Source organism: Mesorhizobium sp. M1423, assembly GCF_040317575.1.
Lineage (GTDB): Bacteria > Pseudomonadota > Alphaproteobacteria > Rhizobiales > Rhizobiaceae > Mesorhizobium.
Genome location: NZ_JAMYKU010000047.1, coordinates 1 through 21,622, shown reverse-complemented (window position 1 = coordinate 21,622; position 21,622 = coordinate 1). Strand labels below are relative to the sequence as shown.

The 21,622-nt window shown below is 59.8% G+C and carries 23 protein-coding genes and 1 tRNA gene; 12 read left to right on the top strand and 12 right to left on the bottom strand.

The genetic code is table 11. From position 1 onward, the window contains the following. Nucleotides 1-10: 10 nt before the first annotated feature. Nucleotides 11-181 (bottom strand): hypothetical protein, encoded by a 171-nt coding sequence (locus NKG95_RS32715; protein WP_353043704.1) that lies wholly within the window; start codon nt 179-181, stop codon nt 11-13. Nucleotides 182-440: 259 nt separating this feature from the next. Between NKG95_RS32715 and NKG95_RS32710 the strand changes: the two genes are divergently transcribed. Continuing rightward, nucleotides 441-1,526: an MrcB family domain-containing protein gene (locus NKG95_RS32710; protein WP_353043702.1), complete on the top strand. Its 1,086-nt coding sequence runs from the start codon at nt 441-443 to the stop codon at nt 1,524-1,526. 901 nt (nt 1,527-2,427) lie between these two features. On the opposite strand, the gene NKG95_RS32705 is transcribed toward NKG95_RS32710, so the two are convergent. Together NKG95_RS32705 and NKG95_RS32700 are read right to left on the bottom strand one after the other, a co-directional pair. Further along, nucleotides 2,428-4,275 (bottom strand): Z1 domain-containing protein, encoded by a 1,848-nt coding sequence (locus NKG95_RS32705; RefSeq protein ID WP_353043700.1) that lies wholly within the window; start codon nt 4,273-4,275, stop codon nt 2,428-2,430. A 75-nt stretch (nt 4,276-4,350) separates the two neighbouring features. Then, entirely contained in the window at nt 4,351-5,544 is a 1,194-nt protein-coding gene (locus NKG95_RS32700; RefSeq protein ID WP_353043698.1) for a hypothetical protein, read from the bottom strand. A 710-nt stretch (nt 5,545-6,254) separates the two neighbouring features. Here NKG95_RS32700 and NKG95_RS32695 point away from each other — a divergent pair. From NKG95_RS32695 to NKG95_RS32685, 3 genes are read left to right on the top strand one after another with little or no spacing between them, the layout of a single operon-like run. Beyond that, nucleotides 6,255-6,629 (top strand): DUF3489 domain-containing protein, encoded by a 375-nt coding sequence (locus NKG95_RS32695; RefSeq protein WP_353043696.1) that lies wholly within the window; start codon nt 6,255-6,257, stop codon nt 6,627-6,629. Nucleotides 6,630-6,634: 5 nt separating this feature from the next. Continuing rightward, entirely contained in the window at nt 6,635-7,141 is a 507-nt protein-coding gene (locus NKG95_RS32690; protein WP_353043694.1) for a DUF2924 domain-containing protein, read from the top strand. Then, nucleotides 7,138-8,826 (top strand): recombinase family protein, encoded by a 1,689-nt coding sequence (locus tag NKG95_RS32685; RefSeq protein ID WP_353043692.1) that lies wholly within the window; start codon nt 7,138-7,140, stop codon nt 8,824-8,826. The genes NKG95_RS32690 and NKG95_RS32685 overlap by 4 nt, the downstream gene beginning before the upstream one ends. Nucleotides 8,827-9,043: 217 nt before the next feature. Here NKG95_RS32685 and NKG95_RS32680 read toward each other — a convergent pair. After that, nucleotides 9,044-9,119, bottom strand: a tRNA-Ile gene (locus NKG95_RS32680). Nucleotides 9,120-9,290: 171 nt separating this feature from the next. On the opposite strand from NKG95_RS32680, the gene NKG95_RS32675 reads away from it, so the two are divergent. Beyond that, on the top strand, nt 9,291-10,001 hold the full coding sequence (locus NKG95_RS32675) for an SIMPL domain-containing protein (protein ID WP_023719319.1): 711 nt from the start codon (nt 9,291-9,293) through the stop codon (nt 9,999-10,001). Between the two features lie 135 nt (nt 10,002-10,136). On the opposite strand, the gene NKG95_RS32670 is transcribed toward NKG95_RS32675, so the two are convergent. The 3 genes from NKG95_RS32670 to NKG95_RS32660 form a co-directional block, all read right to left on the bottom strand. Continuing rightward, a complete protein-coding gene (locus NKG95_RS32670; RefSeq protein ID WP_023719320.1) occupies nt 10,137-10,496 on the bottom strand; it encodes a hypothetical protein in 360 nt (119 codons plus the stop codon). 247 nt (nt 10,497-10,743) lie between these two features. Next, complete coding sequence (locus tag NKG95_RS32665) at nt 10,744-11,190, bottom strand: YcgN family cysteine cluster protein (protein WP_023719321.1); 447 nt, start codon at nt 11,188-11,190, stop codon at nt 10,744-10,746. 287 nt (nt 11,191-11,477) lie between these two features. Continuing rightward, nucleotides 11,478-12,365, bottom strand: coding sequence for a hypothetical protein (locus NKG95_RS32660; protein ID WP_352494951.1), 888 nt, complete (start codon nt 12,363-12,365; stop codon nt 11,478-11,480). On the opposite strand from NKG95_RS32660, the gene NKG95_RS32655 reads away from it, so the two are divergent. Both NKG95_RS32655 and NKG95_RS32650 read left to right on the top strand, forming a co-directional pair. After that, nucleotides 12,330-13,613: an OmpA family protein gene (locus NKG95_RS32655; protein WP_353043690.1), complete on the top strand. Its 1,284-nt coding sequence runs from the start codon at nt 12,330-12,332 to the stop codon at nt 13,611-13,613. The genes NKG95_RS32660 and NKG95_RS32655 overlap by 36 nt on opposite strands. A gap of 237 nt (nt 13,614-13,850) precedes the next feature. Then, nucleotides 13,851-14,366 carry a TIGR00645 family protein gene (locus NKG95_RS32650; protein ID WP_023719323.1) on the top strand — a complete coding sequence of 172 codons (516 nt, stop codon included), beginning with the start codon at nt 13,851-13,853 and terminating at the stop codon, nt 14,364-14,366. Nucleotides 14,367-14,420: 54 nt separating this feature from the next. Here the strand turns inward: NKG95_RS32650 and NKG95_RS32645 are convergent, their stop codons facing one another. Further along, on the bottom strand, nt 14,421-15,287 hold the full coding sequence (locus NKG95_RS32645) for an SDR family oxidoreductase (RefSeq protein ID WP_353043688.1): 867 nt from the start codon (nt 15,285-15,287) through the stop codon (nt 14,421-14,423). Nucleotides 15,288-15,485: 198 nt separating this feature from the next. On the opposite strand from NKG95_RS32645, the gene NKG95_RS32640 reads away from it, so the two are divergent. Both NKG95_RS32640 and NKG95_RS32635 read left to right on the top strand, forming a co-directional pair. Next, the gene (locus tag NKG95_RS32640; RefSeq protein WP_023719325.1) at nt 15,486-15,752 is read left to right on the top strand and encodes a type II toxin-antitoxin system VapB family antitoxin; all 267 of its coding nucleotides are present in this window, start codon (nt 15,486-15,488) and stop codon (nt 15,750-15,752) included. Continuing rightward, nucleotides 15,749-16,138 (top strand): type II toxin-antitoxin system VapC family toxin, encoded by a 390-nt coding sequence (locus NKG95_RS32635; protein ID WP_023719326.1) that lies wholly within the window; start codon nt 15,749-15,751, stop codon nt 16,136-16,138. Before NKG95_RS32640 ends, NKG95_RS32635 begins: the two co-directional genes overlap by 4 nt. A 7-nt stretch (nt 16,139-16,145) precedes the next feature. Here NKG95_RS32635 and NKG95_RS32630 read toward each other — a convergent pair whose 3' ends face one another. Next, a complete protein-coding gene (locus NKG95_RS32630) occupies nt 16,146-16,778 on the bottom strand; it encodes a helix-turn-helix transcriptional regulator (RefSeq protein ID WP_352483191.1) in 633 nt (210 codons plus the stop codon). A gap of 7 nt (nt 16,779-16,785) precedes the next feature. Then, nucleotides 16,786-17,658 carry a S1C family serine protease gene (locus NKG95_RS32625; RefSeq protein WP_023719328.1) on the bottom strand — a complete coding sequence of 291 codons (873 nt, stop codon included), beginning with the start codon at nt 17,656-17,658 and terminating at the stop codon, nt 16,786-16,788. 175 nt (nt 17,659-17,833) lie between these two features. Here NKG95_RS32625 and NKG95_RS32620 point away from each other — a divergent pair, with 175 nt between their 5' ends. Further along, nucleotides 17,834-18,784, top strand: a complete 951-nt coding sequence (locus NKG95_RS32620; protein ID WP_023719329.1) for a S1C family serine protease — start codon at nt 17,834-17,836, stop codon at nt 18,782-18,784. Here the strand turns inward: NKG95_RS32620 and NKG95_RS32615 are convergent. Further along, the gene (locus tag NKG95_RS32615) at nt 18,781-19,206 is read right to left on the bottom strand and encodes a VOC family protein (protein WP_352483190.1); all 426 of its coding nucleotides are present in this window, start codon (nt 19,204-19,206) and stop codon (nt 18,781-18,783) included. The two genes, NKG95_RS32620 and NKG95_RS32615, sit on opposite strands and share 4 nt — an antisense overlap. 66 nt (nt 19,207-19,272) lie before the next feature. Between NKG95_RS32615 and NKG95_RS32610 the strand changes: the two genes are divergently transcribed. After that, nucleotides 19,273-19,869: a TetR/AcrR family transcriptional regulator gene (locus tag NKG95_RS32610; RefSeq protein WP_353043686.1), complete on the top strand. Its 597-nt coding sequence runs from the start codon at nt 19,273-19,275 to the stop codon at nt 19,867-19,869. Here the strand turns inward: NKG95_RS32610 and NKG95_RS32605 are convergent. Beyond that, nucleotides 19,829-20,785, bottom strand: coding sequence for a LysR family transcriptional regulator (locus NKG95_RS32605; protein ID WP_352639934.1), 957 nt, complete (start codon nt 20,783-20,785; stop codon nt 19,829-19,831). The two genes, NKG95_RS32610 and NKG95_RS32605, sit on opposite strands and share 41 nt — an antisense overlap. Before the next feature lie 109 nt (nt 20,786-20,894). On the opposite strand from NKG95_RS32605, the gene NKG95_RS32600 reads away from it, so the two are divergent. Continuing rightward, nucleotides 20,895-21,539, top strand: a complete 645-nt coding sequence (locus NKG95_RS32600; RefSeq protein WP_353043684.1) for an FMN-dependent NADH-azoreductase — start codon at nt 20,895-20,897, stop codon at nt 21,537-21,539. The last annotated feature ends 83 nt before the right edge of the window (nt 21,540-21,622 follow it).

Sequence of the window (21,622 nt, the reverse complement as noted above, 5' to 3'; positions counted from 1 at the left end):
GCCACGAGTCCTAAAAGGCTTCGAGCTGGGCGTCTGGAACTATTCCTGCCGGAGACCTAAAGAGGATGTTGTATTGGGCTTTTGAATTGAAGGGCGGGTCCAGGTAGACGAGGTCCACGCTCTCATCCGCGACATGGTCGCGCAGGATGCCAAGATTGTCGCCGAAATACAGCTTGCCCATCGCCTGCCCACCAGAGGGACACTCATAGCGAACTATCAACAAGATAAGGTTAACGGCCGAAGACTCTATATTGAGATCTTTGTGAAAAAGATCAAAAAGACATTGTAGTTCGTGGCGAGCCGATCTCGACTCTCGTAATAATTCACTGGGGGCGTCGCAGATCACGCTATGCCTGATCGCGGGACGTGGCGTTGAGCATATGTGGTCGTCAGTTTCTCATGGTGAATAGCGGCGATCGACTGAGCCGAAGGGGATCGGAGTGCGAGAAACACTGCAAGAAGTTATAGCGCTGCAGGCAACGTACAGCGCGAGTAAGACGCCGGATATGGGCAGGCGCGGCGTTCTCATCCGGAAGACGCTCCCAGCAGAGTTGGCGTCCCGTGGTGCGGCGCTTAGGGCGGCACTCGGCAAGTACGGCGCGGATGCCAGATCGGAGGGCAAAGACAATCAAGGCCAGATGTCTCGCATCCCATGGGTGCGTTGGTTCTCTGAATCTCGGTCTCCGTCCGCTACGAGTGGCTGGTACGTCGTCTATCTCTTTCATCCCGACGGATCGGGCGTGTCTCTTTGTCTTAGTCATGGTTCTACCCAGATCGTTGGAACAGGCTTTGTAAATCGAAGTGACGCCGAGGTTGCCGAGCTTATGAGTTGGGCGGCGAGCGTCCTTGGATCGGAGTTCGAGGCGGATCCTGGCATCCGCCTCGGTGTAGACCTTGGGACGTTCGATCTTGCCCGCGGCTATGAGCGAACGACAGTCGCCTCCAAGTTCTATCCGAACGAACGCATCCCGACTGACGATGTCCTGTTCACCGACTTCGTGCGCTTTATGGGGCCATTGGCCAAGCTCTACGAGGCGCAGGAGTCTGGTGTCGCCCCCGGTAGCATCAGCGCCGAAATGCTGGGGCTGTATGATGACCTCGAGAAGTTAGCCTCACCGGTTAAGGAGCGCCCTAAGGGTCAGGGACGCATGAGCGCCCCAATGCGAAAGCTTGTCGAACTTCACGCGATGCAAATTGCAGAGCGATGGCTGAGGGACGAGGGTTTCACCTACAAGAACGTGTCGGCTACTGACAGCTGTGATTTCCGCGCGCAACGTGGCGGCGAAGACTGGGCTATTGAAGTGAAGGGGACCACGGGAGGATTAACCAGTGTACTCCTGACCCGAAACGAGGTCGCACTTCATAGAACCAGCCATCCGCGCAACGCTCTGTTGGTGGTACATGGGATAAAGCTCTTGGAAGGAGAGACCCGCCCGAAAGGGGGCGAGCTGGCGGTGTTCTCGCCCTGGCAAGTTGAGGATGACCGCTTAAGCGCACTCGCTTTCGAGTACCGTCTACCTATTTGAAGTGCCGTTGAGTCCGTGCGGCATCACTACCGAAAAATACTCAACGGGCTGATCTTGGGCGCTGATCAGTCCATTCCGACCCTCTTATGACCGTGGTCAAGGATGATACGCGGACTTATTCGCCCCATGTCTTTACCACAGGTTTTGTTACCGTTGATGGGCAGCACGGGGACGGGATGGGCCTTGAGACGACGGTTGATCCAGCTCTTATCCGCGGGTTTGTTACCGCACTTCCATAATTCGTCTTGCGCTTTCCCTGTCTAGGTTCGGGCGTTGGGCCATGGGTCCAGCCACATAGGGTCCGACGGGAATTCCCACCGTGGCCACATTCCGTCTCCGTGCTGCTCTTGATTCCGCCGGGAGACCCGGCGCGGGCCTGCCTTCAATCCGGCGGCCCGCCGCGATAATGCGTTAATGCGGCCCCAATCCTGGGCAAATTTTTCGATCTGCTTAGCTAGACTGGAATTCAACGATCGAATTGCATCAGTGAGAATGTTTGCGGCTTCGCCCGCGATGAGACCGCTACTACGGAGCTGCTCCCTGACCCTCCGTTGGAAGGGAGGCGAAATCAATTCCACCAAATGGGCAGTTCGGATCTCCTCGTCTAGCCGCTGGAGATCTCGTACATTAACTCGTGGATCCCTCCGCCGCTTTGTTCCCAACAAATAGGGAGCCAAAGTGAGTAATGCGGCCATTCTTGAAACTGATAAGGCATGGAAGTGACGGACCGCCGCGGCGATGTAAATCGTCGTCGACCGATTCCGCAAAAATACCCGTTTCGTCGACGGCCTCGAGCAGTTGTTCGCCGTGACCTCCGATAGCGCGAAGGAAACAAATCTCGGCCTTCATGTGCAGGTCTGCGGGCGATGATTATGAAATCGCCGAGTTGGTTAACATGACCTTATACAACTTGCTTGGTGAAGGTGGCGTCCTTGATTTTGAAGAACACACGCGCCTTTCCAGAAGAGTTGCGAATAATTCTTACATGATGCATTCCGTCTGGAAATTTCACGGGTTCGAGCTGGTTATTGCCTAGAAAGCCCTGCCGACGCTCGATCCTGTCCATCACGTCGCCCTTATAACGCTGAATCTGGTATGAGGTGTGGATAGCCAACTTCCCCTGACCGTCATATTGCTGGAGAAATTCGACCAAATACGAGGGCAACCCGTCCTCCCCGACGATTTTTTGTATAGCGGTCAGCGACGCGATTGAATGGGGGCCCGCCGCCGCTATGACATCCAATTCCTGGTCCCAGGCAAACATTGCAAATGACATTTCACCCGTTTCAACTTGGACTGTAGTCTGGTCTATACTTGATGGTGCGGCAACGGCGATCCGCCTGTCTCCAACCCATGCTGGAGCTTCCAGCTTGTTCTCGATCGATTTCAAGGACAAGCGATGGAAGACGAAACAGCGCTGCCAATCATTATAGAGGGCCTGCGGTATCGAAAGCTCGAAATGTTCCAGATACTTATTGCGAGCGCCAAACATTCGAGCGCGCTGAATGTAAGTGTCTTGCTGCAGTTTATTGGCTACGTCGCGAGTAAAGAACATTGACAATAGATTATCGAATGTGACACCCCGCGAAACGATGTTGCCGCCCACGTAAAAAGTAAATGGCGAGCTTGGTTTGGTTGCGCTACCGGTTAGTGCGTTCCTGTCTCGGGTGCTGTTCAGCACGAAAAGTCGGGTTTTTGAAATGTTTCCGATGACATAGGCCGCAAGTGCGTTGGCGGAATCAGCTGGATAAAGTTGCTTCGCAACGTCGAACGCTTCCTTTGCAAGGGCCACGAAGACGGGGCCAACATGGCCACGCAAATCCTGAATAAGCTTTTCGATTGTGGCAGTGTCGACTTCGTGCTGGGCCTTCTTGCCGCTGGTGTGGAATAGCATTGAATAATTGTCTGATGTATCGCCCTGGTTGAGTTGTGCCACGGTTACGCAGAAGCGGATGATCGCGCTGCGCGCCTCGGTCTCGCTTCCTCCATTTGCAAGCCATACCCTACGAAAATTGACGGAAGTTTCCAAGTTCTGCGGAAAGAACGTGTCTTGACCGGTGTAGTGAGTATGGGCGGGGAAGCGCACCCAATGCTCCGGCTTGTTGTCGAAGGTGTGGTTGAGATTCAGGCGGGCAGGCGTAGCAGTAACGCCAATGTAGATGCCACTCTTGCCGATCAATGTATCAATGTATTCGTTGATTGGCGTTTTCGTGCCAGAGTTGATTTTCGAGTTAGGCGATGCGAAGTCGGCTTCATCGTCAATGACGACTACCGAGTCCACGCTCTGTCCCTTCTCACGGGCGTCATCGATTGCTTCCAGCAATGCTGCTAAATTGCGCCCATTCTTCTTACAGAAGATGATGGCCTCCTGGTCGAAGATGCCCTTCTTAATCGCCTCTACCGAATTTATGGGAGCTGGCGATAAGCCGGATGTGCTGAAACGGTCCAGGTTTTGGGCAAGAAGATCCACACTGTCGTTCATCAGGTGGACAACCACCTTATTTCCATCATCCAGAAGCTTTGCAGTCAGACAGATCATCATCTCGGTCTTCCCGCTCTGAGGGTCGCCGTAAATGACAAAGGCAGTTTTGCCACCACCCGCCAAATTCTTCAAAGAGCCTTCGACAGCCTCCTTCACAAATTCCGACTGCAGCCCTTTGCTTTCCATTGCATCGAGTTGCTTTTCGTAGCGGTTCTTTAGGGACGCAGCGCTCTTGATTGCCTCAAGGTCGAATTGCTCACCGTCCATACCAGCTCCTCTCTGCCGTAAGCGAACGCAAGGATTAATTCAGCTATGATTACATTCAGTTGGAACAAAACGAAGCTAGGCAGCCCGTCTAAACGTTTGGATGACCTCGGTCCTCATTCGCTTCGCCAGCTTGTCACTTGTGAGCGGGAGATATCTGCTTGCGTTCGGTAATTCGCGTTCGCACTGTGCCACCAACAAGAGTCCTACCTGGGCGGCAGCTGCGGCAACAGCATCCGAATTCCCAATATAGCATCCGCGTAAACACGAATTGCCTACGATGAAGGTTGCTTGTCCCCCAGACCGTAATACCCGGGAAATCTCCGCGAGCAGACGCCGGATGTCCTGAACATAGCGGTCGATCATATTCTGGAAGCGAGGCGGCAGTCTTTCAATGTCACCGATGGAGCGCCTGACGTCGGTAAAGGCTTCGGCCTCGTCCTTGCTATCCGGGCTGCGCTCGGTGCCTATACCGTTGGACCTGATTGTTCGCAGATCACCAAGCTTGTGGCCCAGCCATATGAGCGACAATCGATGACCGCGCAGATAATCGATCGCATTGAGGTAGGGTGGAGATGTCAACACCGCGTCGACACTGCCGTCTTTCAGTTTGTCCATGCACCGGGCATCGCCGAGTCCCACATGCACGTTCCCCGAGGGCGGTGCTGCCGAAAGACGCGTACGTATCAGCCCGATAGATTTCGCGAACCCGTCGGTGACATTGTAGCTGGTTTCGTCGGTAACCTTGTGGGGGCGGCTATGCGAAACGTCCCGGGCAAGAGAGGCGCCAGATTCCTTGGTGATGATGATGCGGCTTAGGGCGAGGCGCATCAAGTCGACGCAGTTTTTCTCATCCTCAGCCGTCGCGGAGCGTTTCCAATCCTCAAGAAGGTAACAAAACTTTCGAAGCTCGACGCGCTGGCGTTCGCCGAACCAGTATTTGCTAAAGTCGAGTGTTTCCGGGTCACTGTCCATCCAGTCCAGAATGATTTCATCCCGATCGAGCTCCTTAGCCCGGGCAAAGAGCTCGGTAGACATCTCCAATACCAGTCTGTCATCAACTGGCGTTGTCCAAATACGGGTCATCAATACCGCCAAAGGATCCACGTCGAAACCGAGGGCAATGTGGCCAAGATCCGAAGCCTGCCGGCAGACGGTCCCCGAGCCGATCATTGGATCGAGAATGACGCTTCCTACCGGCAGGCCCGACAAGGCGTCCAGTGCGATTTCTGGCGCCATGCGAGCAGGAAATGGATGAATCGGTTTGATCATGTTGGCTGCGCGCCTTGTATCCGAGTTGGCATGCTCTGTCCCTCCCAAAAAAATGATTTATTTGTCATCCACAGTAATTTTGTTGGGCCGCCCCCTTGATTCAAATGCATCTAACGTAGAATACACGGTAGACATAGAAAAATCTTGAAGTAATGAATTATTCGTGCGGTTTAGGCAATGCCAACATGTGTTCCTGAAAAAAACGCAATCTTCGTCTTATGGATTCTCGGCCGCCAAGGGCGTCACAATTTCGGACTACGGGCTTCAACGCTCGCATCTGCGATGCTCTATCTATATTCTTCCTGACGAGTCTCAATTTCGGGATCTCTCCTACCCACGCAATCGCGATTTTTTGCTCCGAAAGCGCCTTCGTCGAGTTCTCCGCTGAGGGCGGTCACAGTGAATCCATCGAGGGACGAAACCAAGGCGACAATTTCGCCGCCGCCAATCGATAACGCCAGAAAAGGCGGACGCCTGAATTGGCATTGGTTCGGCGAACCATGACTCGATGGTGCCCTCGGACGCGAAGCTGCTGTTGCTTCGGAAAATTTCGACTGGACTTCATCCCGAAACGAAGCATTGGTTGGTGCAGCACGGCAGAGAACAGCCGACTACGAAAAGCCTGCATAATCTCCAGCCCGCCAAACTAGCGGGCTTCGATCAGTACAAGCGCCGGAATGGTCCGAGCCTCGAACTGACGGAGAATTGAAATGGCTATCCTCAATAACATCACTTCCAAGGCCGACAACGTCGAGGCCGCCGAGACGGCTTCCACCGTCGACAACAGCACCCCAACCCGGAAGCTGCGCGAGAAGTCCGGTGTGACCGTCTCTTTGATGGTCAAGAAAGCCAAAGACGATGTTCCTGCGGCGCCTACCAAAACCGACATCGTCCTCAAGAAGCTGAAGTCGGCCAAGGGCGTTACCATCCGGGCCCTGATGGATGCGACGGGATGGCAGGCGCACTCGGTGCGGGGCTTCCTCTCCGGCACCGTCAAGAAGAAACTTGGCCATGAAGTGCTCAGCGAAACCGGCAAGGACGGACTCCGGCGATATCGCATTGTCGAGGCGAAGACCGCCGGTTGACTTCGATGCGCAAGCGACTCGATTTGGATAGTGAGATCGCCGCGCTCGGCGATCTCACGCGTGATGAACTCACACCAGCCTGGACAAAGGCTCATGGCTGCCCGCCACCCAAAGGGGTTAAACGTGGGTTGCTTGAGCGGTCGGCTGCCTGGCATCTCCAGGCCAAGCGATTGGGTGGTTTGACTTCGACCGTCAAGAAAACACTCGGGACAGGCAACGCGCGTCGGACCAATGTGAATGGTATCCAACCGAGCAATACTGGGCCGGATCGCCGGGACGGAGTTCCATCAGTCCGGCCAGCGTCATCGGATAAGGCACTGACGTCGCCGCCACGATCTTTTCCGCCAAAAGTCGGCTCCCGCCTTATGCGGGAATGGAATGGCCGGATGCACATCGTCGAAGTTGTCGACGACGGCTTCGTGCTGGACAGCAAGACGTACGGATCGCTTTCGGCTGTCGCGCGCCGAATTACCGGCGCCCATTGGTCTGGCCCAAGGTTCTTTGGACTATGACAGCGACCCCTCGCCTCACCTGTGCAATCTACACTCGCAAGTCGACTGAAGAGGGCCTGGAGCAGGAATTCAATTCGCTCGATGCCCAGCGCGAAGCTTGTGCGGCCTTCATCGCTTCGCAAGTAGGTCTTGGCTGGAAGCTGGTGCCAGACCACTACGATGACGGCGGCATTTCGGGCGGCACGATGGAGCGCCCTGCCCTGCAGCGTCTCCTTCAGGACATCCGGGATAAAAAAGTGGATGTGGTGGTTGTTTACAAGATCGACCGCCTCACCCGATCGCTGATGGATTTTTCCAAGATCGTTGAGATCTTCGATGCCAGCTCCGTCTCGTTTGTCTCGGTGACGCAGCAGTTCAACACCACGACCTCAATGGGCAGGCTCACACTCAACGTACTTTTGTCCTTCGCTCAGTTCGAGCGAGAGGTCACAGCCGAGCGTATCCGTGACAAGATTGCCGCGTCGAAGAAGAAAGGCATGTGGATGGGTGGCGTGGTGCCGCTCGGCTATCGTGTCAAAAACCGCAAGCTTGTGATTGATGAAACTGAAGCGCAAACGGTCAGACACCTGTTCGCCCGCTATCGCACCCTGAAGTCGGTCCGGGATCTTGTCGACGAGGTTGCGAGTGACGGGCTCTCGACACGGTCGCGACAACGCAGAGACGGATCAGTTGCCTTTACCATGCCGTTTGGTCGCGGCAACCTCTACCACCTTCTTTCGAATCCGATCTACATCGGCAAGATCAGGCACAAGGATCAAGTCTACGATGGAGAGCACGAGCCGATCGTCACGTCGGCCACGTTCGAGGAGGCCCAGGCACTTCTCGCCTCTCAGGCGCCGCGGCGGCGAAGCGCTTCCAATCTCACGCAACCTCATCTGCTCACCGGTCTGCTCTTTGATGAAGCCGGCGAGAAATTGCGATCGGTTCATGCCAACAAAGAAGGTGTTCGCTACCGCTACTATGTCTCGAAGCAATTCGTCGACCAGCGCCGAAAAGGCTCAGAAGGGTGGCGTCTTCCTGCGCGGGCTGTTGGATCAGTTATTGAGCATCGTCTTAATCGGATTCTCAGCGATCATGCCCAACTGTCTGATTGGATTCGGCAATGGGCCAACGCTGGCGAAATCCACTCCGCGATGCGGCGAGCCGAAGAGATGCGACTGTGTTGGGTGTCAGACACTGCGGACGCGAAGCGATCTCTGCTCCAAAAGATCGTTCACAAGATCACCCTCAAGCCCGGATCATTGACCATCGAACTGGATCGCCGCTCGCTATCGGAATTGCTTCTCGACCGGATTCTGCCACCCAGCGATGGCGCCCAAGTAACTTCCATCGAATGTCCAATCGGTATGAAGCGGCGCGGCGTCGAAACACGCATCATGCTAATGGACGGCTCTAACAGCAACCGAGAACCCGATGGCGCTTTGATCGACCTTCTGCGTCGAGCCCACTTGTACCTAGGCCAACTTACGGACGGAGCCAACCGCAGCCTGACCGACATTGCCATGCTCAACGGCACCGATACATCTGAGGTGAGCCGCCTCCTGCCCTTCGCTTTCCTGGCTCCAAAAATTGCGGCCAGCATCGTTGCGGGTGATCAACCTGTCGAACTGACGGCGCACAGGCTCTCACGGGTCTCGGATTTGCCGCACGCCTGGGGTAGCCAGGCCACTCTCCTCGGCTTCTGACAGCATCACCAATGCATCTGACCGCAACGCCGACCATCGCTTTGCCAAACACTTGGCTACGGAATTCGCCCGACAGAGACGGACGACCAAAAGTGAGGTGTTTTGGGCGCTCACTGCGGCGTCTCAGCCAAGTGTTGCCGACTACTCGGTGCCAACCCACGGAAATGTCGCCGCTATTCTGAGACCGCCGAAAAAATGGCAAGTCGGGAGGACTGAATGGTGGGCCCGGAGGGACTCGAACCCCCAACCAAGCGGTTATGAGCCGCCGGCTCTAACCATTGAGCTACAGGCCCCACGGCGTTGGATTAGTGTTTTTCCCTGAACCGCACAAGGCTTTCAGAGCGGCTTTCCGAGGGGGCTGGCCGAGACCGCCCAAATCAGCCCATATTGATAACCTATTGCACGTCCCCCATTGGAGCCGCTCGACACTCGGCAGTCTTGGGATCGCAGATCGAGGAGATTTCATGACCAGACGTATTTTGCCACTGGCGATTGCCGCCGCAATCGCATTTCCGGCGATCGCCGGCGCCGCCGATTCGCCGCCGCCGCCGCGCATCGTCGTCACCGGCGAAGGCGAGGCGGCGATAGCACCCGATCTGGCTCTGCTGACGCTCAGCGTCATGCGCGAGGCCAAGACGGCGCGTGCCGCGCTCGATGCCAATAACGACGCCATGGCCGCGGTGATCGCGGCAATGAAATCGTCCGGCATCAAGGAGCGCGACCTGCAGACCGCGGGCATCCAGATCAACCCGCGCTATAACTACACCAACAAGCCCGACGGCAGCCAGGAGGCCGAACTTGTCGCCTATCAGGTGACCAACACGCTTTCGGTGCGCATCCGCGACATCGACAAGACCGGCGACATTCTCGACAAGGCGGTGTCGCTCGGCGTCAACCAGGGCGGCGGCATCTCCTTCTCCAACGACGATCCGGCGGCAGCCGTCACTGAAGCGCGCAAGAAGGCCGTCGCCAATGCCATGGCCAAGGCCAAGACGCTGGCCGAAGCGGCCGGCGTCGGCATCGGCCGGGTTCTGGAAATCACCGACCAGAATTTCGCACCGCCGCCGATGCCAATCAACGCCAAGGCTTTCGATGCGGCCGGCGCATCGGTCCCCGTGCAGGCCGGCGAGAATTCCTATACCGCGCAGGTGACGGTGACTTTCGAACTGAAGTGATCGTCGATCGCAGCGCATAAAAAACCCCGGAGGACCGATCCTCCGGGGTTTTCGAGCCGCACCTTTCCGTCCTGGCGGAAAGAGGCTCCGCTACTTTACCGGCTGAAAGACGCCGGCCGCAAAGCTTCGACGGGCTTAGCGATAGATAATCGGACAACCGCGCTCGTTGGCGAATACGATCACCACGCGGTCGCCGTACTGGCGGCCAGCGACCTTGACCGTGCGGCGGTTGATGTCGACGATGCGGGCGCGGCGCAGGCCCATACGTTCGGCCTTGTCGAGGGCACGCTCCGGCGAACAGGAGCGGCGCCAGTTGCGCTCACGGCGGTGTTCGCGATAGTAACCATCATCTTCGTCGCCGGTATAGACGCCGACGCGCGGATCTTGGTTGTTGCCGAAGCCGAGATAGATACTGTCTGCATGGGCTGGGATGGCAGCAAGCGTGCCAAGGCCGACAAGAGCCGAAAGAGCCGCCGTCTTGATGGTGTTGAACATTGTCTTCTCTCCTTGTTTGAGGGTTTCCACCCGTTTTCGTCGAACCGATGGGAGGAGAATGCACCCGCCTGTCTGAATTTTTTGCGAACCGGCCGTTCATCTCCGGTTCATGCGGCAGAACCGGGATAGTCTCTCGCTTCCGGAACCGGTGCTATGGACGGCGGTCCTACATAGGGTGGACCGGCATGGGCGGATAGGCAACGTCCGTTTTGCTGTCGGTTCTGGGTCCTCGATTCCGGAGTAAATCCTAAGGCTCGTCTGCAAGCATATGGTCGAAATAATCCTCCGGCTCGGCAAGCTCCGTCTCGCTGGCGCTGACCCGGCCGCGCATCGAGATGCCGGCCTCGTGCACAGTCTCGTCGCTTCCCGACACCAGCCTGTGCCACCAATAGAGATCGCGGCCCTCGGCAACCAACCGGTAAGCGCAGGTCTTGGGCAGCCAGCTGATGGTGCGCACATTCTGCGGCGTCAGCCCGACGCAATCCGGAACACGCGCCAGCCGGTTGGTATAATCGGAGCAGCGGCAGCTTCCAGCGTCGAACAGCCGGCAGCCGACGCTGGTCCAGTAGATATCTCCGGTGTCCTCGTCTTCGAGTTTGGACAGGCAGCATTTGCCACAGCCGTCGCAGAGCGATTCCCACTCGGCCGGGGTCATCGCCTCCAGCGTCTTGGTTTTCCAGAACGGCTTTTCCATCGTCGGCATGTGGACCTCGGAGGCGTCAAGGTCAAGCGCAGCAACCCATGCACCCTCGTCCGAACAATACGCCGGGACCATACGCCAAGACCATACGAATGACATGAAGTCGCCTTCAAAACGCCGGTCAATCGCCCTGTGCCACCGCTAAGACCTACAAACAGGAACCAAACATGGTTGCTGAAAGTTTGGGCAGGGATGGGACGCCACAAGGAGTGTTTATGATGAAACGCCAACCACGGATTCTGGCAGGCACGGCGCTTGGCCTGTTGATGGCGTCCGCGCCGTTAGGCGCGTTCCCGCTGCAAGGCAGCGCCGCATTCGGCCCCGCTCGGAACAGCGCAGTGCTTATCCCGGCGCAGTCGAATTGCGCCGAAGGCGAGTCGGCCGAAGCCTGTGCCCAAGGCGGGCAGGCGGAGCCGGAACAGAAGCCCGGCAAGAGGCGCGAACGGCAGGAGCGAACCGAAGCACCCGCCGAACAATCGGGCGAGTCCGAGCAAAAGCCGCGCCGGAACAAGCGCGAGCAGCAACAGACCGAATCCGCGCCCGCCGAACAACTCGCGCCCTCGGGCGGAGAGGAGCAGGGCAATCAACGCAGGAAAAAGAGGCAGCAACAGCAGATCGAAGCCGAACAGCCGGCCGAGCAGGCTGCACCCGTGAATGACGATCAGCAGATCAAGCCGCGCAGGAAGAAGCGCGACCAGCAACAGCGGGAAGCCGCACCTGCTGAACAGCCGGCCGAGCAAGCTGCGCCCGCGAGCGACGATCAGCAGCAGCTCAAGCCGCGCAGGAAGAAGCGCGACCAGCAACAGCAGGAAGCCGCACCTGCTGAACAGCCGGCCGAGCAGGCTGCGCCCGCGAACGACGTTCAGCAGCAGCTCAAGCAGCGCAGGAAGAAGCGCGACCAGCAACAGCAGGAAGCCGCACCTGCTGAACAGCCGGCCGAGCAGGTTGCCCCTGCAAACGACAACGAGCAGGGCAATCCGCGCAAGAGGAAGAATAAGCAGGACCAGCAGGCGGCGCCGGCTCTCCCACAGGCCGAGCCACTTCCAACCGACAAGCAAGCCGCTCCTGCTCAAGCCGAACAGCCCCAGGACCAGGCGAAGAAACGCGGCAAGAAGCCCGTTGGGGAAGAGCCGGTGACAGGCGAACAGCAGCCCGCAACCGGTGAGCAACCCGCCACCGGCGAACAGGCAGCACCCGCCGAGCGTGGGCCCCCTGCTTCGGGCGAAGCCGCGGCCAACCCGAACGAGGCGCCCATACTGGACAGTCAGAAGGATGTCAGGCGCAGGCACGGCAAGGACCAAGGCGGCCAAAACGCGGGTCGCCAAAATGGCGGCAAAACGGGTGGTCAGGAAGGCAACCAGCCCGTCGAGGAGAACGGCAACCAGGCGGAAGTCTCGAAACCGGCTCCGGTCGACCAGGGGCCGCCCCCGACCGACGACCGGGCAGCGCAGCAGGAGATCAAACCTGAAAAGATCGCTCCCGTGACCGAGGAAAAAGGCAAGCGCGTCGAGCGCTCAGCCGATTTCGAGGATGTTCGTCGTCGTCGGCGCCCGCAAGGCACCAATGTCCTCAGGGAATTCGGCGACCGCGTCATCCTCCAGTTCAACAACCAGACGTTCGTCGAAAGCAGCGACGCCCCGCGTATGCACCGCGGCGCCAGGAATGTCTATTATGAGGACCTGTCGGGCGATCGCACCCGGGAAATCGTGGAGCGTGACAACGGTTTCCGGATCGTCACCATCCGCAACCGCTACGGCGACGTGATCCAGCGTTCACGCATCGCGCCTGACGGACGCGAATATGTGCTGAGCTATGTCGACGAGCGGAACTATGACGATGATGCAGACTGGCGCGACCCGGGCGACGACCTGCCGCCGATGCGCCTTACCATCCCGCAAGAGGAATACATTCTGGATTCCGAAGAGGTCGAGGATCCGGACGACTACTACACCTTCCTCGAACGACCGCCGGTGGAGAAGGTCCAGCGCCTCTATTCGATCGACGAGGTCAAACGCTCGGCCCGCGTGCGCGACATTGCCCGCCGCATCGACCTCGATACGCTCAACTTCGAATTCGGTTCGGCTTCGATTTCCGACACCGAGGTCCAGAAGCTGGAGGGTGTTGCCAACGCCATGGACAAGCTGCTGAAGAAAAACCCGGCCGAGACCTTCCTGATCGAAGGCCACACGGATGCAGTCGGCAAGCCGGAAGCGAACCTTGCATTGTCCGACCGCCGCGCCGAGGCAGTCGCCGAAGCCTTGACCAATGCCTTCGGCATCCCGCCGGAGAACCTGACGACACAGGGCTATGGCGAGGAGTATCTCAAGGTAGACACGTCGGGACCCAACCGTGAGAACCGCCGCGTCGCCATCCGCCGCATCACCTCGCTGGTGGCGCCGGTGGCCAGCGCCCAATAAGCGGAATGTGAACCGCGCGATCCGATCAACCATTGAATCGCGCGGTCACCAATCTTGAAACGCGAGGTCACCAATCCCAAATTTTGGAAAGGGCGTCCCTGCCCCGTCCCGACTCCAGCGGGACACACGAGCCCCGCCGGTTCCCCTCTCCGGCGGGGTTTCGTTTTTTAGAACCTTGCAAACCGCCGCAGCCTGCCCGAAATACGGCACTCCGACAACGGAGCCCGGAATCGCCGCATGAAGCGCCTCGAACTCGCCATCGAATCGATCATTCTCGCCTCGCGCTGGCTGCTGGTCGTCTTCTATCTCGGACTGGGCGCGGCGCTTGCCATCTATGCCGTGTCCTTCGGCAAGAAGCTGTTCGAGTTCGTCTCCGTGGCCTTCACGCTCGACGACACCGATACCATCCTGAAGATCCTCGGCCTCATCGACGCCGCGCTGGTCGCCTCACTGGTGGTGATGGTGATCATCTCGGGCTACGAAAACTTCGTAAGCCGCTTCGATGAAAATGACGGCAAGGTGCATTGGCTGGGCACGATCGATGTCGGCTCGCTGAAGGTCAAGGTCGCCTCGACAATCGTCGCCATCTCCTCGATCCACCTCTTGCAGGTTTTCCTGAACTCGGTCTCCTACACGACCGACCAGCTGATGTGGCTGACCATCATTCATCTGGCCTTCGTTCTGTCGGCACTGATGCTTGCCTATATCGACCGGCTGATGGGTCTTGGCAAAGCCAAGAAAGCCGAAGGCTGAGCACGCGTCTGTGCCCGTCTTTAAGAGATACGCCTGTCAGCTAGATGCTTTCCGTCAGTAAATACCTTTGATTTTGGTATCAGTCCGCTCGAACACCTCGTCCGGCACAAAAAAGTCGCCGGCGAGCGGGCCTGTCGCGCCCGGCGCATAGGCTGAGAAATCGCTGACGCCTTCGGCGCGCAGCACTTCTTCGTCGATGTAGAAATTACCGGTTGCCCCGCGCGACGGCCTGACCAGGATGGCGTGTGCGGCATCGGCCATGATGTCGGGCGAACGGCTCATCGCCGCCACCGTCGCCCCGCCCAGGAGGTTGCGCACCGCCGCCGTGTCGATGGTCGAGATCGGCCAGAGCGAATTGACCGCAATGCCATCCCTGGCGTACTCGGCGCTCATGCCCAGCGTGCACATCGACATGCCGAACTTCGCCATCGTGTAGGCGACATGGTTCTTGAACCACTTGGCCTTCATGTCGAGCGGCGGCGCCAGATTCAAAATGTGAGGATTTTCCGCCAACCTCAAGTGTGGAATGCACATTTTGGAGACGAGAAAAGTACCGCGCGTGTTGATCTGGTGCATCAGGTCGTAGCGTTTCATGTCGGTCTCCAGCGTGCCGGTGAGTTGGATGGCGCTGGCATTGTTGATGCAGATATCGATGCCGCCGAACGTCTCCACGGTCTTGGCGACGGCTTCGGCGACCTGCGCTTCATCGCGGATGTCGCACAGCGCCGGCAGCGCCTTGCCGCCGGCCCGCTCGATCTCTTGCGCCGCTGTGTAGATCGTCCCCGGCAGCTTCGGATGCGGCTCGGCGGTCTTGGCCGCGATCGTCACATTGGCGCCGTCGCGCGCGGCGCGCAGCGCAATCGCCAGCCCGATGCCGCGTGACCCGCCAGAGATGAACAGCGTCTTTCCCTTGAGCGACATCCTCGCCCCTCCCTGTGCTACTCTCTTTTCTACCATCTTTTCTCCTTGCGATCCTTGCCTGCACCGCCGGCGGATACAAGCGCCCTTAACCCGCAGCGGTGGTGTGACGCTACGGAGGGTCGTGGATTTCGCGGGAGCGCGCGTTGAATCTGTCGGGCAAGTTGGTATATATTCTATACGAAAAGGGAGAATATATAAATGGCCTTATCGATCAAGAATATGGCGGTCGAGCAACTGGCACGTGAGCTCGCCCGCCGGCGCCAGGTATCGGTGACGGAGGCCATCCGTCAAAGCCTCGAGCGCGAGGTTGCGCGCGAGCGGCTTGTGCCGCGCGACGAGACCGGTGACCTTTTTCAACGTCTGATGGCGATTGCGGAACGAGCTGCACGAATACCGGAGCGCAAAGACGCGATGAGCGACGATGAAATTCTCGGTTATGACGAACTGGGTATCCCGACGCGATGATCATCGATTCCTCGGCGCTGGTCGCCATTTTACGCACGGAGCCGGGCTACGACCGCTTCGTTTTGGCGATCACCCAGGCTGAAAGACGTTTGCTTCCGGCACCGACACTGCTTGAAACGACAATGGTGCTCGTCGGCCGCTGGCAGGACCAGATTATCGATCGCTTCGAAACTTTTTTGCGCACCGCCTCGATCGAGACGATCCCCTTCACGGCCGACCACGCCGCGGTCGCTCGTCAGGCGTTCCTGCGCTATGGCAAGGGCCGGCATCCGGCCGCCCTCAACTTCGGCGACTGCATTGCCTATGCTGCGGCACGTATCGAAGCCATGCCGTTGCTGTTCAAGGGTGACGATTTCCGGCTGACCGACATCGAACCGGCTGTTTGATCCACGGCTAGACCAGCACCAGGCCCTGCCGCATGGCGATGGCGATCGCATCGGTGCGGTTGGCGGCACCGAGCTTCGTCAGGATCGCTGCGACGTGGAATTTCGCCGTATGCACGGAGATGTTCAGCCGCCGCGCGATGACCTTGTTGGGCGCGCCTTCGGCGAGCAGTGCCAGCACCTCGCTTTCGCGCGGCGAAAGCGTCGGCCGGACGATTTGCTCGTTACTCGGTTCCTCGTCGAACCGGTCGCTGTCATGAAAGGTAAAATCGTGCCCGTCTGACAGAGCGTGGCTGTCACGCGAAATCCGGTAGCCAGCCGCCGCCAGCCGCGCCGCAGCGGCGATCAGCACGTCGTCCGCTGCCACCGGCAGCACGGCAAACACTGTATCGGCCGGCCGCTCCCCGGCCGCTCGCGACGATAGCAGCACCCGAGGCATAGCGGCGTCGACGAGCCCGCCTTGCACCCCATGATCATCGACGATGGCGACATCCGCCGCCCAACGCCCGTCGACTTCGCCCGCCAGAAAAGGCTGCAGGTCATCGGTCGCAGCGAGAGCCGCGGACAGACTTCGCGCGCGCTCGACGTCACCGAGCACGATCAGCACCGTCAGCCGTCTGCCAGCGACCTCACCGCTTACCATCTATCCCTCAGCTCAGTGGTTTTTCACCGATGGTCAGTGAGACCTCACGGTTCTCGCCGCCGCGCACCACGCCGAGTGTCACCAAGGCACCGGCGCTGTCCGGCCCGAGCTTGCGGATCAGCTCGCGCGGGCCATGCACCGTCTCTGCGTTCCACGATACGATGATGTCGCCGAGACTGAGACCGGCGGCTTTCGCCGGGCCGCTATCGTCAAGGCTCATCACCATGGCGCCCTGTGTATCACCATTGCGGACCGGATGCAGGCCGGCACCAAGATAGCCCCTCGCCACATGACCCTTCTCGCGCAGCGTCGTGACTGCCCGCTCGATCGTTTCGTAAGGCATGACCAGCGCCCGCCGGCGTGGCCCGAACAGCAGCATGCCGATCAGTCCGCCCTTGGCGTCGAGCACAGGGCCGCCCTCGAAACGGCCGCCGGCATTGACGGCAAGGTTGATGCGCCGGTCGATCGTGCCGCCGCGCATTGAACGCCAGGCCGGGCCGACCTCGCCGACCGTGCCGAAGGTAGCGAGCGAGGTGCCGTCGCTATTGCCCGCGACGATCGCCAGATTGCCCGGCCGCACTGCATCCGCCTTCACCAGGGACGGCACGCTTGGTGCGCCGGTGGGTTTCAAAACGGCCGTGCCGGTGGACGGGTCGCGGCCGACCAGCTCGGCCTTGACGGTTTCGCCCGAAGGAAACGTCAGCTCGATCTCCTCGCCGGCCTCGACCGCCTCCTCGGCAGTGACGAAATAGCCGTCCTGCCAGTGGAAAGCGGTAGACGTGCGGTGGTGGTGCGTCGCGAAGCTGGCCGTCGCTGGAGCCGCGGCTGCGGCGATGTCGGCAATGGCGTCGGAAAATGTGCTCAGATTGAAATCGCTCATGATTTGTCTCCTGGGTTCCTCGTGACCCAGATATCGCCCGGCAGGGCGTTGGCGGATACTCGCCTGACGGCTAGTTGGGCGTTTGACTGGCCATCTGGTCAGGTCGCGGCCGGTCCGGCCGCTCCGCACATATAGGCATTGTTCATCTTGTTCCAAAAGCTACGGAGCCCCGCAGATGGCCCTGCCCGCCCAGCAATTGCAATATGACGATGCCCTTCTCGATGCCTATTCGGCGACGGTCGCCGATGCCGTCGACCGCATCGGGCCCGCCGTCTGCCGCATCGAGCGTGTCGGTGGCCCGGGCGGCCATGGCTCAGGCTTCGTCATCGCGCCGGACGGGCTGGTCGTCACCAACTTCCACGTCGTCGGCGATGCGCGCAGTGTGCGCGTGTCGATGCCGGACGGCGCCTCCAGGGAAGGCCGCGTGCTCGGCCGCGACCCCGACACCGACATTGCGCTGGTGCGCGCCGACGGCAACTTTGCCGACGTTGCGCCGCTTGGCGATTCCAAGCGTTTGAGGCGCGGCCAGATTGCAATTGCCATCGGCAACCCGCTCGGCTTCGAATGGACCGTCACCACCGGCGTCGTCTCGGCGCTCGGCCGCTCGATGCGTGCCTCCACCGGCCGGCTGATCGACGACGTCATCCAGACTGACGCCGCGCTCAACCCCGGCAATTCCGGCGGACCGCTGGTGTCCTCGGCCGGCGAGGTGATCGGCGTCAACACCGCGATGATCCACGGAGCGCAAGGCATCGCGTTCGCGGTTGCCTCCAACACCGCCAATTTCGTCATCTCGGAGATCATCCGCTTCGGCCGCGTGCGCCGCGCCTTCATCGGCGTTTCCGCCGACACCACCAACCTGCCGCGCCGCGCAGCACTCTTGTCGCAAGTGTCGAGCAGCACGGCGGTGCGCCTGCGCAGCGTCGAGAAGAACAGCCCGGCGGACAAGGCCGGCCTCAGGGAAGGCGACATTATTGCCGCCATCGACGGCCGCCCGGTCACCGGCGTCGACGATCTTGTGCGCATGCTCGACGCCGAGCGCATCGGCCGCGAGACACTGTGCACGGTGGTGCGCCGCTCCGGCATTGCCCAGGTCACGGTGATGCCGTTGGCGAGGGCAAGCTAGCTCGCTGCAGCACCCTGCGCATATTGCGCCAGGAATTCCGGGCTCGGCGGGATCGGCCTGATCACGTCGATCAGCACGCCGTTGGGATCCTTGGTGATGAAATGGCGCTGGCCGAAGGGTTCGTCGCGCAGCGTTAGCAGGATCGGCAGGCCGGCGGCGGTGATCCGCTCATAGACGGCATCCGGGTCCCTGACCTCGAAATTGATCAGCACGCCAGACGCGCGGCCCCGCCCCTCCTCCGGGATCGTCTCATGATCGCCCTGGACGATGCCGAGGTTGACGCGGCGATCTTCGGCTGAGCGCAGATGGATGTACCAGTCGGCCTCGAACAGCGGCTTGAAGCCGAAATGCGCGACATAAAAGGCTGCAGTGCCGGCAACATCGCCCGTCATCAGCACCGGATAATAGCTCGTCGTCCTCATCTTTCCTTCTCCCGGCGAACAACATACAATCTGCATGTAAATGTAACTAACATACAGGCTGAATGTATGCAACGATCCGCTCGCCGCTCCAACCGTGATCGCACCGAAGCGACACGCGCCGAGCTCATCGCCGCGGCGCGAAAACTGTTCACCGAAAAATCCTATGCCGAGACCAGCACACCCGAGATCGTCGCCGCTGCCGGCGTAACGCGCGGCGCGCTTTATCATCACTTTGCAGACAAGCAGGCGCTGTTTGCCGCTGTGGTCGAACAGGAGGCGCAAGCCGTGGCGGAAGAGATCGAACGCGCGTCGCCGCCTTCGCTATTTGCCCGCGATGCGCTGATTGCCGGCTCGGATGCCTATCTGGCTGCCATGCGCGCCCCCGGCCGAACTCGGCTCTTGCTGCTTGATGGCCCCGCCGTGCTCGGCCGCGCCGCCATGGATGCGATCGACAATCGCCATGGCAACCGTTCGCTGCGTGAGGGCCTTGTTGCCGCGATGCGCTCGCACTCTATGACGAGATTGCCTGTGGAAGCACTGACCGCTTTGCTCGCCGCTGCCTTCGACCGCGCAGCGCTCGCCATTGAAGCTGGAGCATCGATCGAGGACTATCGCGCCGTTCTCATCGCGCTGATCGACGGTCTGTCTCCGGCTCCTCCTTAGGCACCTCACCCGGCTCGAATTCGTTGAAACAACCAAGCTGGCGCTTGAACTGATCGATCAGCCAGGCGGCCGCCGGTTTCGGGCTGCGATCGGCGCGGTGCATGGCATAAAGCGGCGAGCGGACTTCGCTGTAAGGCTCGAGATCGAGTTCGACGAGCCGGCCGTTCGCCAGATCATCGGCAATCAGCCATCGCGGCAGCCCGCCCCAGCCCAGCCCCTCGCGCATCAGCACGTGCTTGGTGCGCACATCCGTCAGCCGCCAAGTGCGGTAGGCGAAGACGCCATAGTCGCGCCCGCGCGTACGCTCGGACTGGTCCGAGACGACCAGTTGGATGTGTTCGCGGACATCCTCCAGCGCCACTGGTCTGGGCAGCAGCGCCAGCGGGTGATCAGGCGCTGCGGCCGGCACCAGGGAGAAGAAACCGATGCGCAGCAGATTCACGTCCGCCTCGCCCAGAAGCCCTCCGATGCCGAGATCGGCCTGTCCGCCGACAACATGATCGAGGATAAGGCCAAGCGAGCCGATATGCAGACGCAGTGTCACGGCCGGAAACTGCACCTCGAATGCCTTTAGCACCCGAACCAGCACCGGCGACGGTAGCGTCACGTCGACCGACAGCGCAACTTCCGCCTCCAATCCCTGCCGATATCCGTCGATACGCGAGCGGATGCGTTGCAGCACGCCGACCATGCGCCGCGCATCTTCCAGCGTCGCCTTGCCGACATCGGTCAGTTGCGGCTCACGCGTGCCCTCACGCTCAAACAGCTTCAGCCCAAGCTGCGCTTCGAGGTTGGCAATGGCGTAGCTGATGACCGACTGCGCGCGGTTGAGCTTACGGCCGGCAGCCGAGAAGGAACCGGTGTCGGCCACCGCAACCAGGATCTGCAGTTGGTCAAGCGTCGGGTTGGGCTGCATCTTTCAATCCACAATTTAGATGGATCATATACAAAATATACCAGTTTTTCAAATGGGTCTGCGCACACATATTTGCCGGGAGATTTTAATCCAACCCTGGAGAGTCACCATGTCCATCCTTCTTGTCACATCCAGCCCACGCGGCGCCGCCTCGCACTCGACCCGCGTCGCCAACGAACTCGCCGACAAACTGCTTGCCGCCGATCCTTCGGCCAAGCTTGTCGCCCGCGACCTCGTCGCCAACCCGCTGCCGCATATCGACCCCGACTATTCGACCGGCATCTATACGCCGGCCGAAGCGCGCACCCAGCGCCAGGCTGAGGTCGTCGGCGTTTCCGATACTGTACTGGACGAGCTGTTTGCGGCCGACACCGTCATTCTCGCCACTGGCTTCATCAACTTCAACATCTCGTCGACGCTGAAATCCTGGGTCGACCACGTCGCCCGCTCCGGCAAAACCTTTGCTTATAGCGATGCTGGCCCGAAAGGCCTCGTCACCGGCAAGAAGGTCTATATCGTGCTGGCTTCGGGCGGTATCTATTCCGAAGGTGCGGCCGTGCAGTTCGATCACGCCATTCCCTACCTGCGCAGCCTGCTCGGCTTTCTCGGCATGACCGATGTCGAGGTCATCCGCATCGAAGGAGTCGGCATGGGCGCCGATGCGGTAGCAGCAGCGCTGGCCAAGGCCTCGACCAAGGTCGACGCCATTGTGGCCGCGACCGGTAATGCCGAGCGCGTCGCCACCGCGGCGTAAAGCTGATGGGGTGGACGCCCCCCGACGGCATCGCTGTGCCAGAATGGAGTGTTGCAACCATTCGAAGGGAGGCGTCCGTGCCT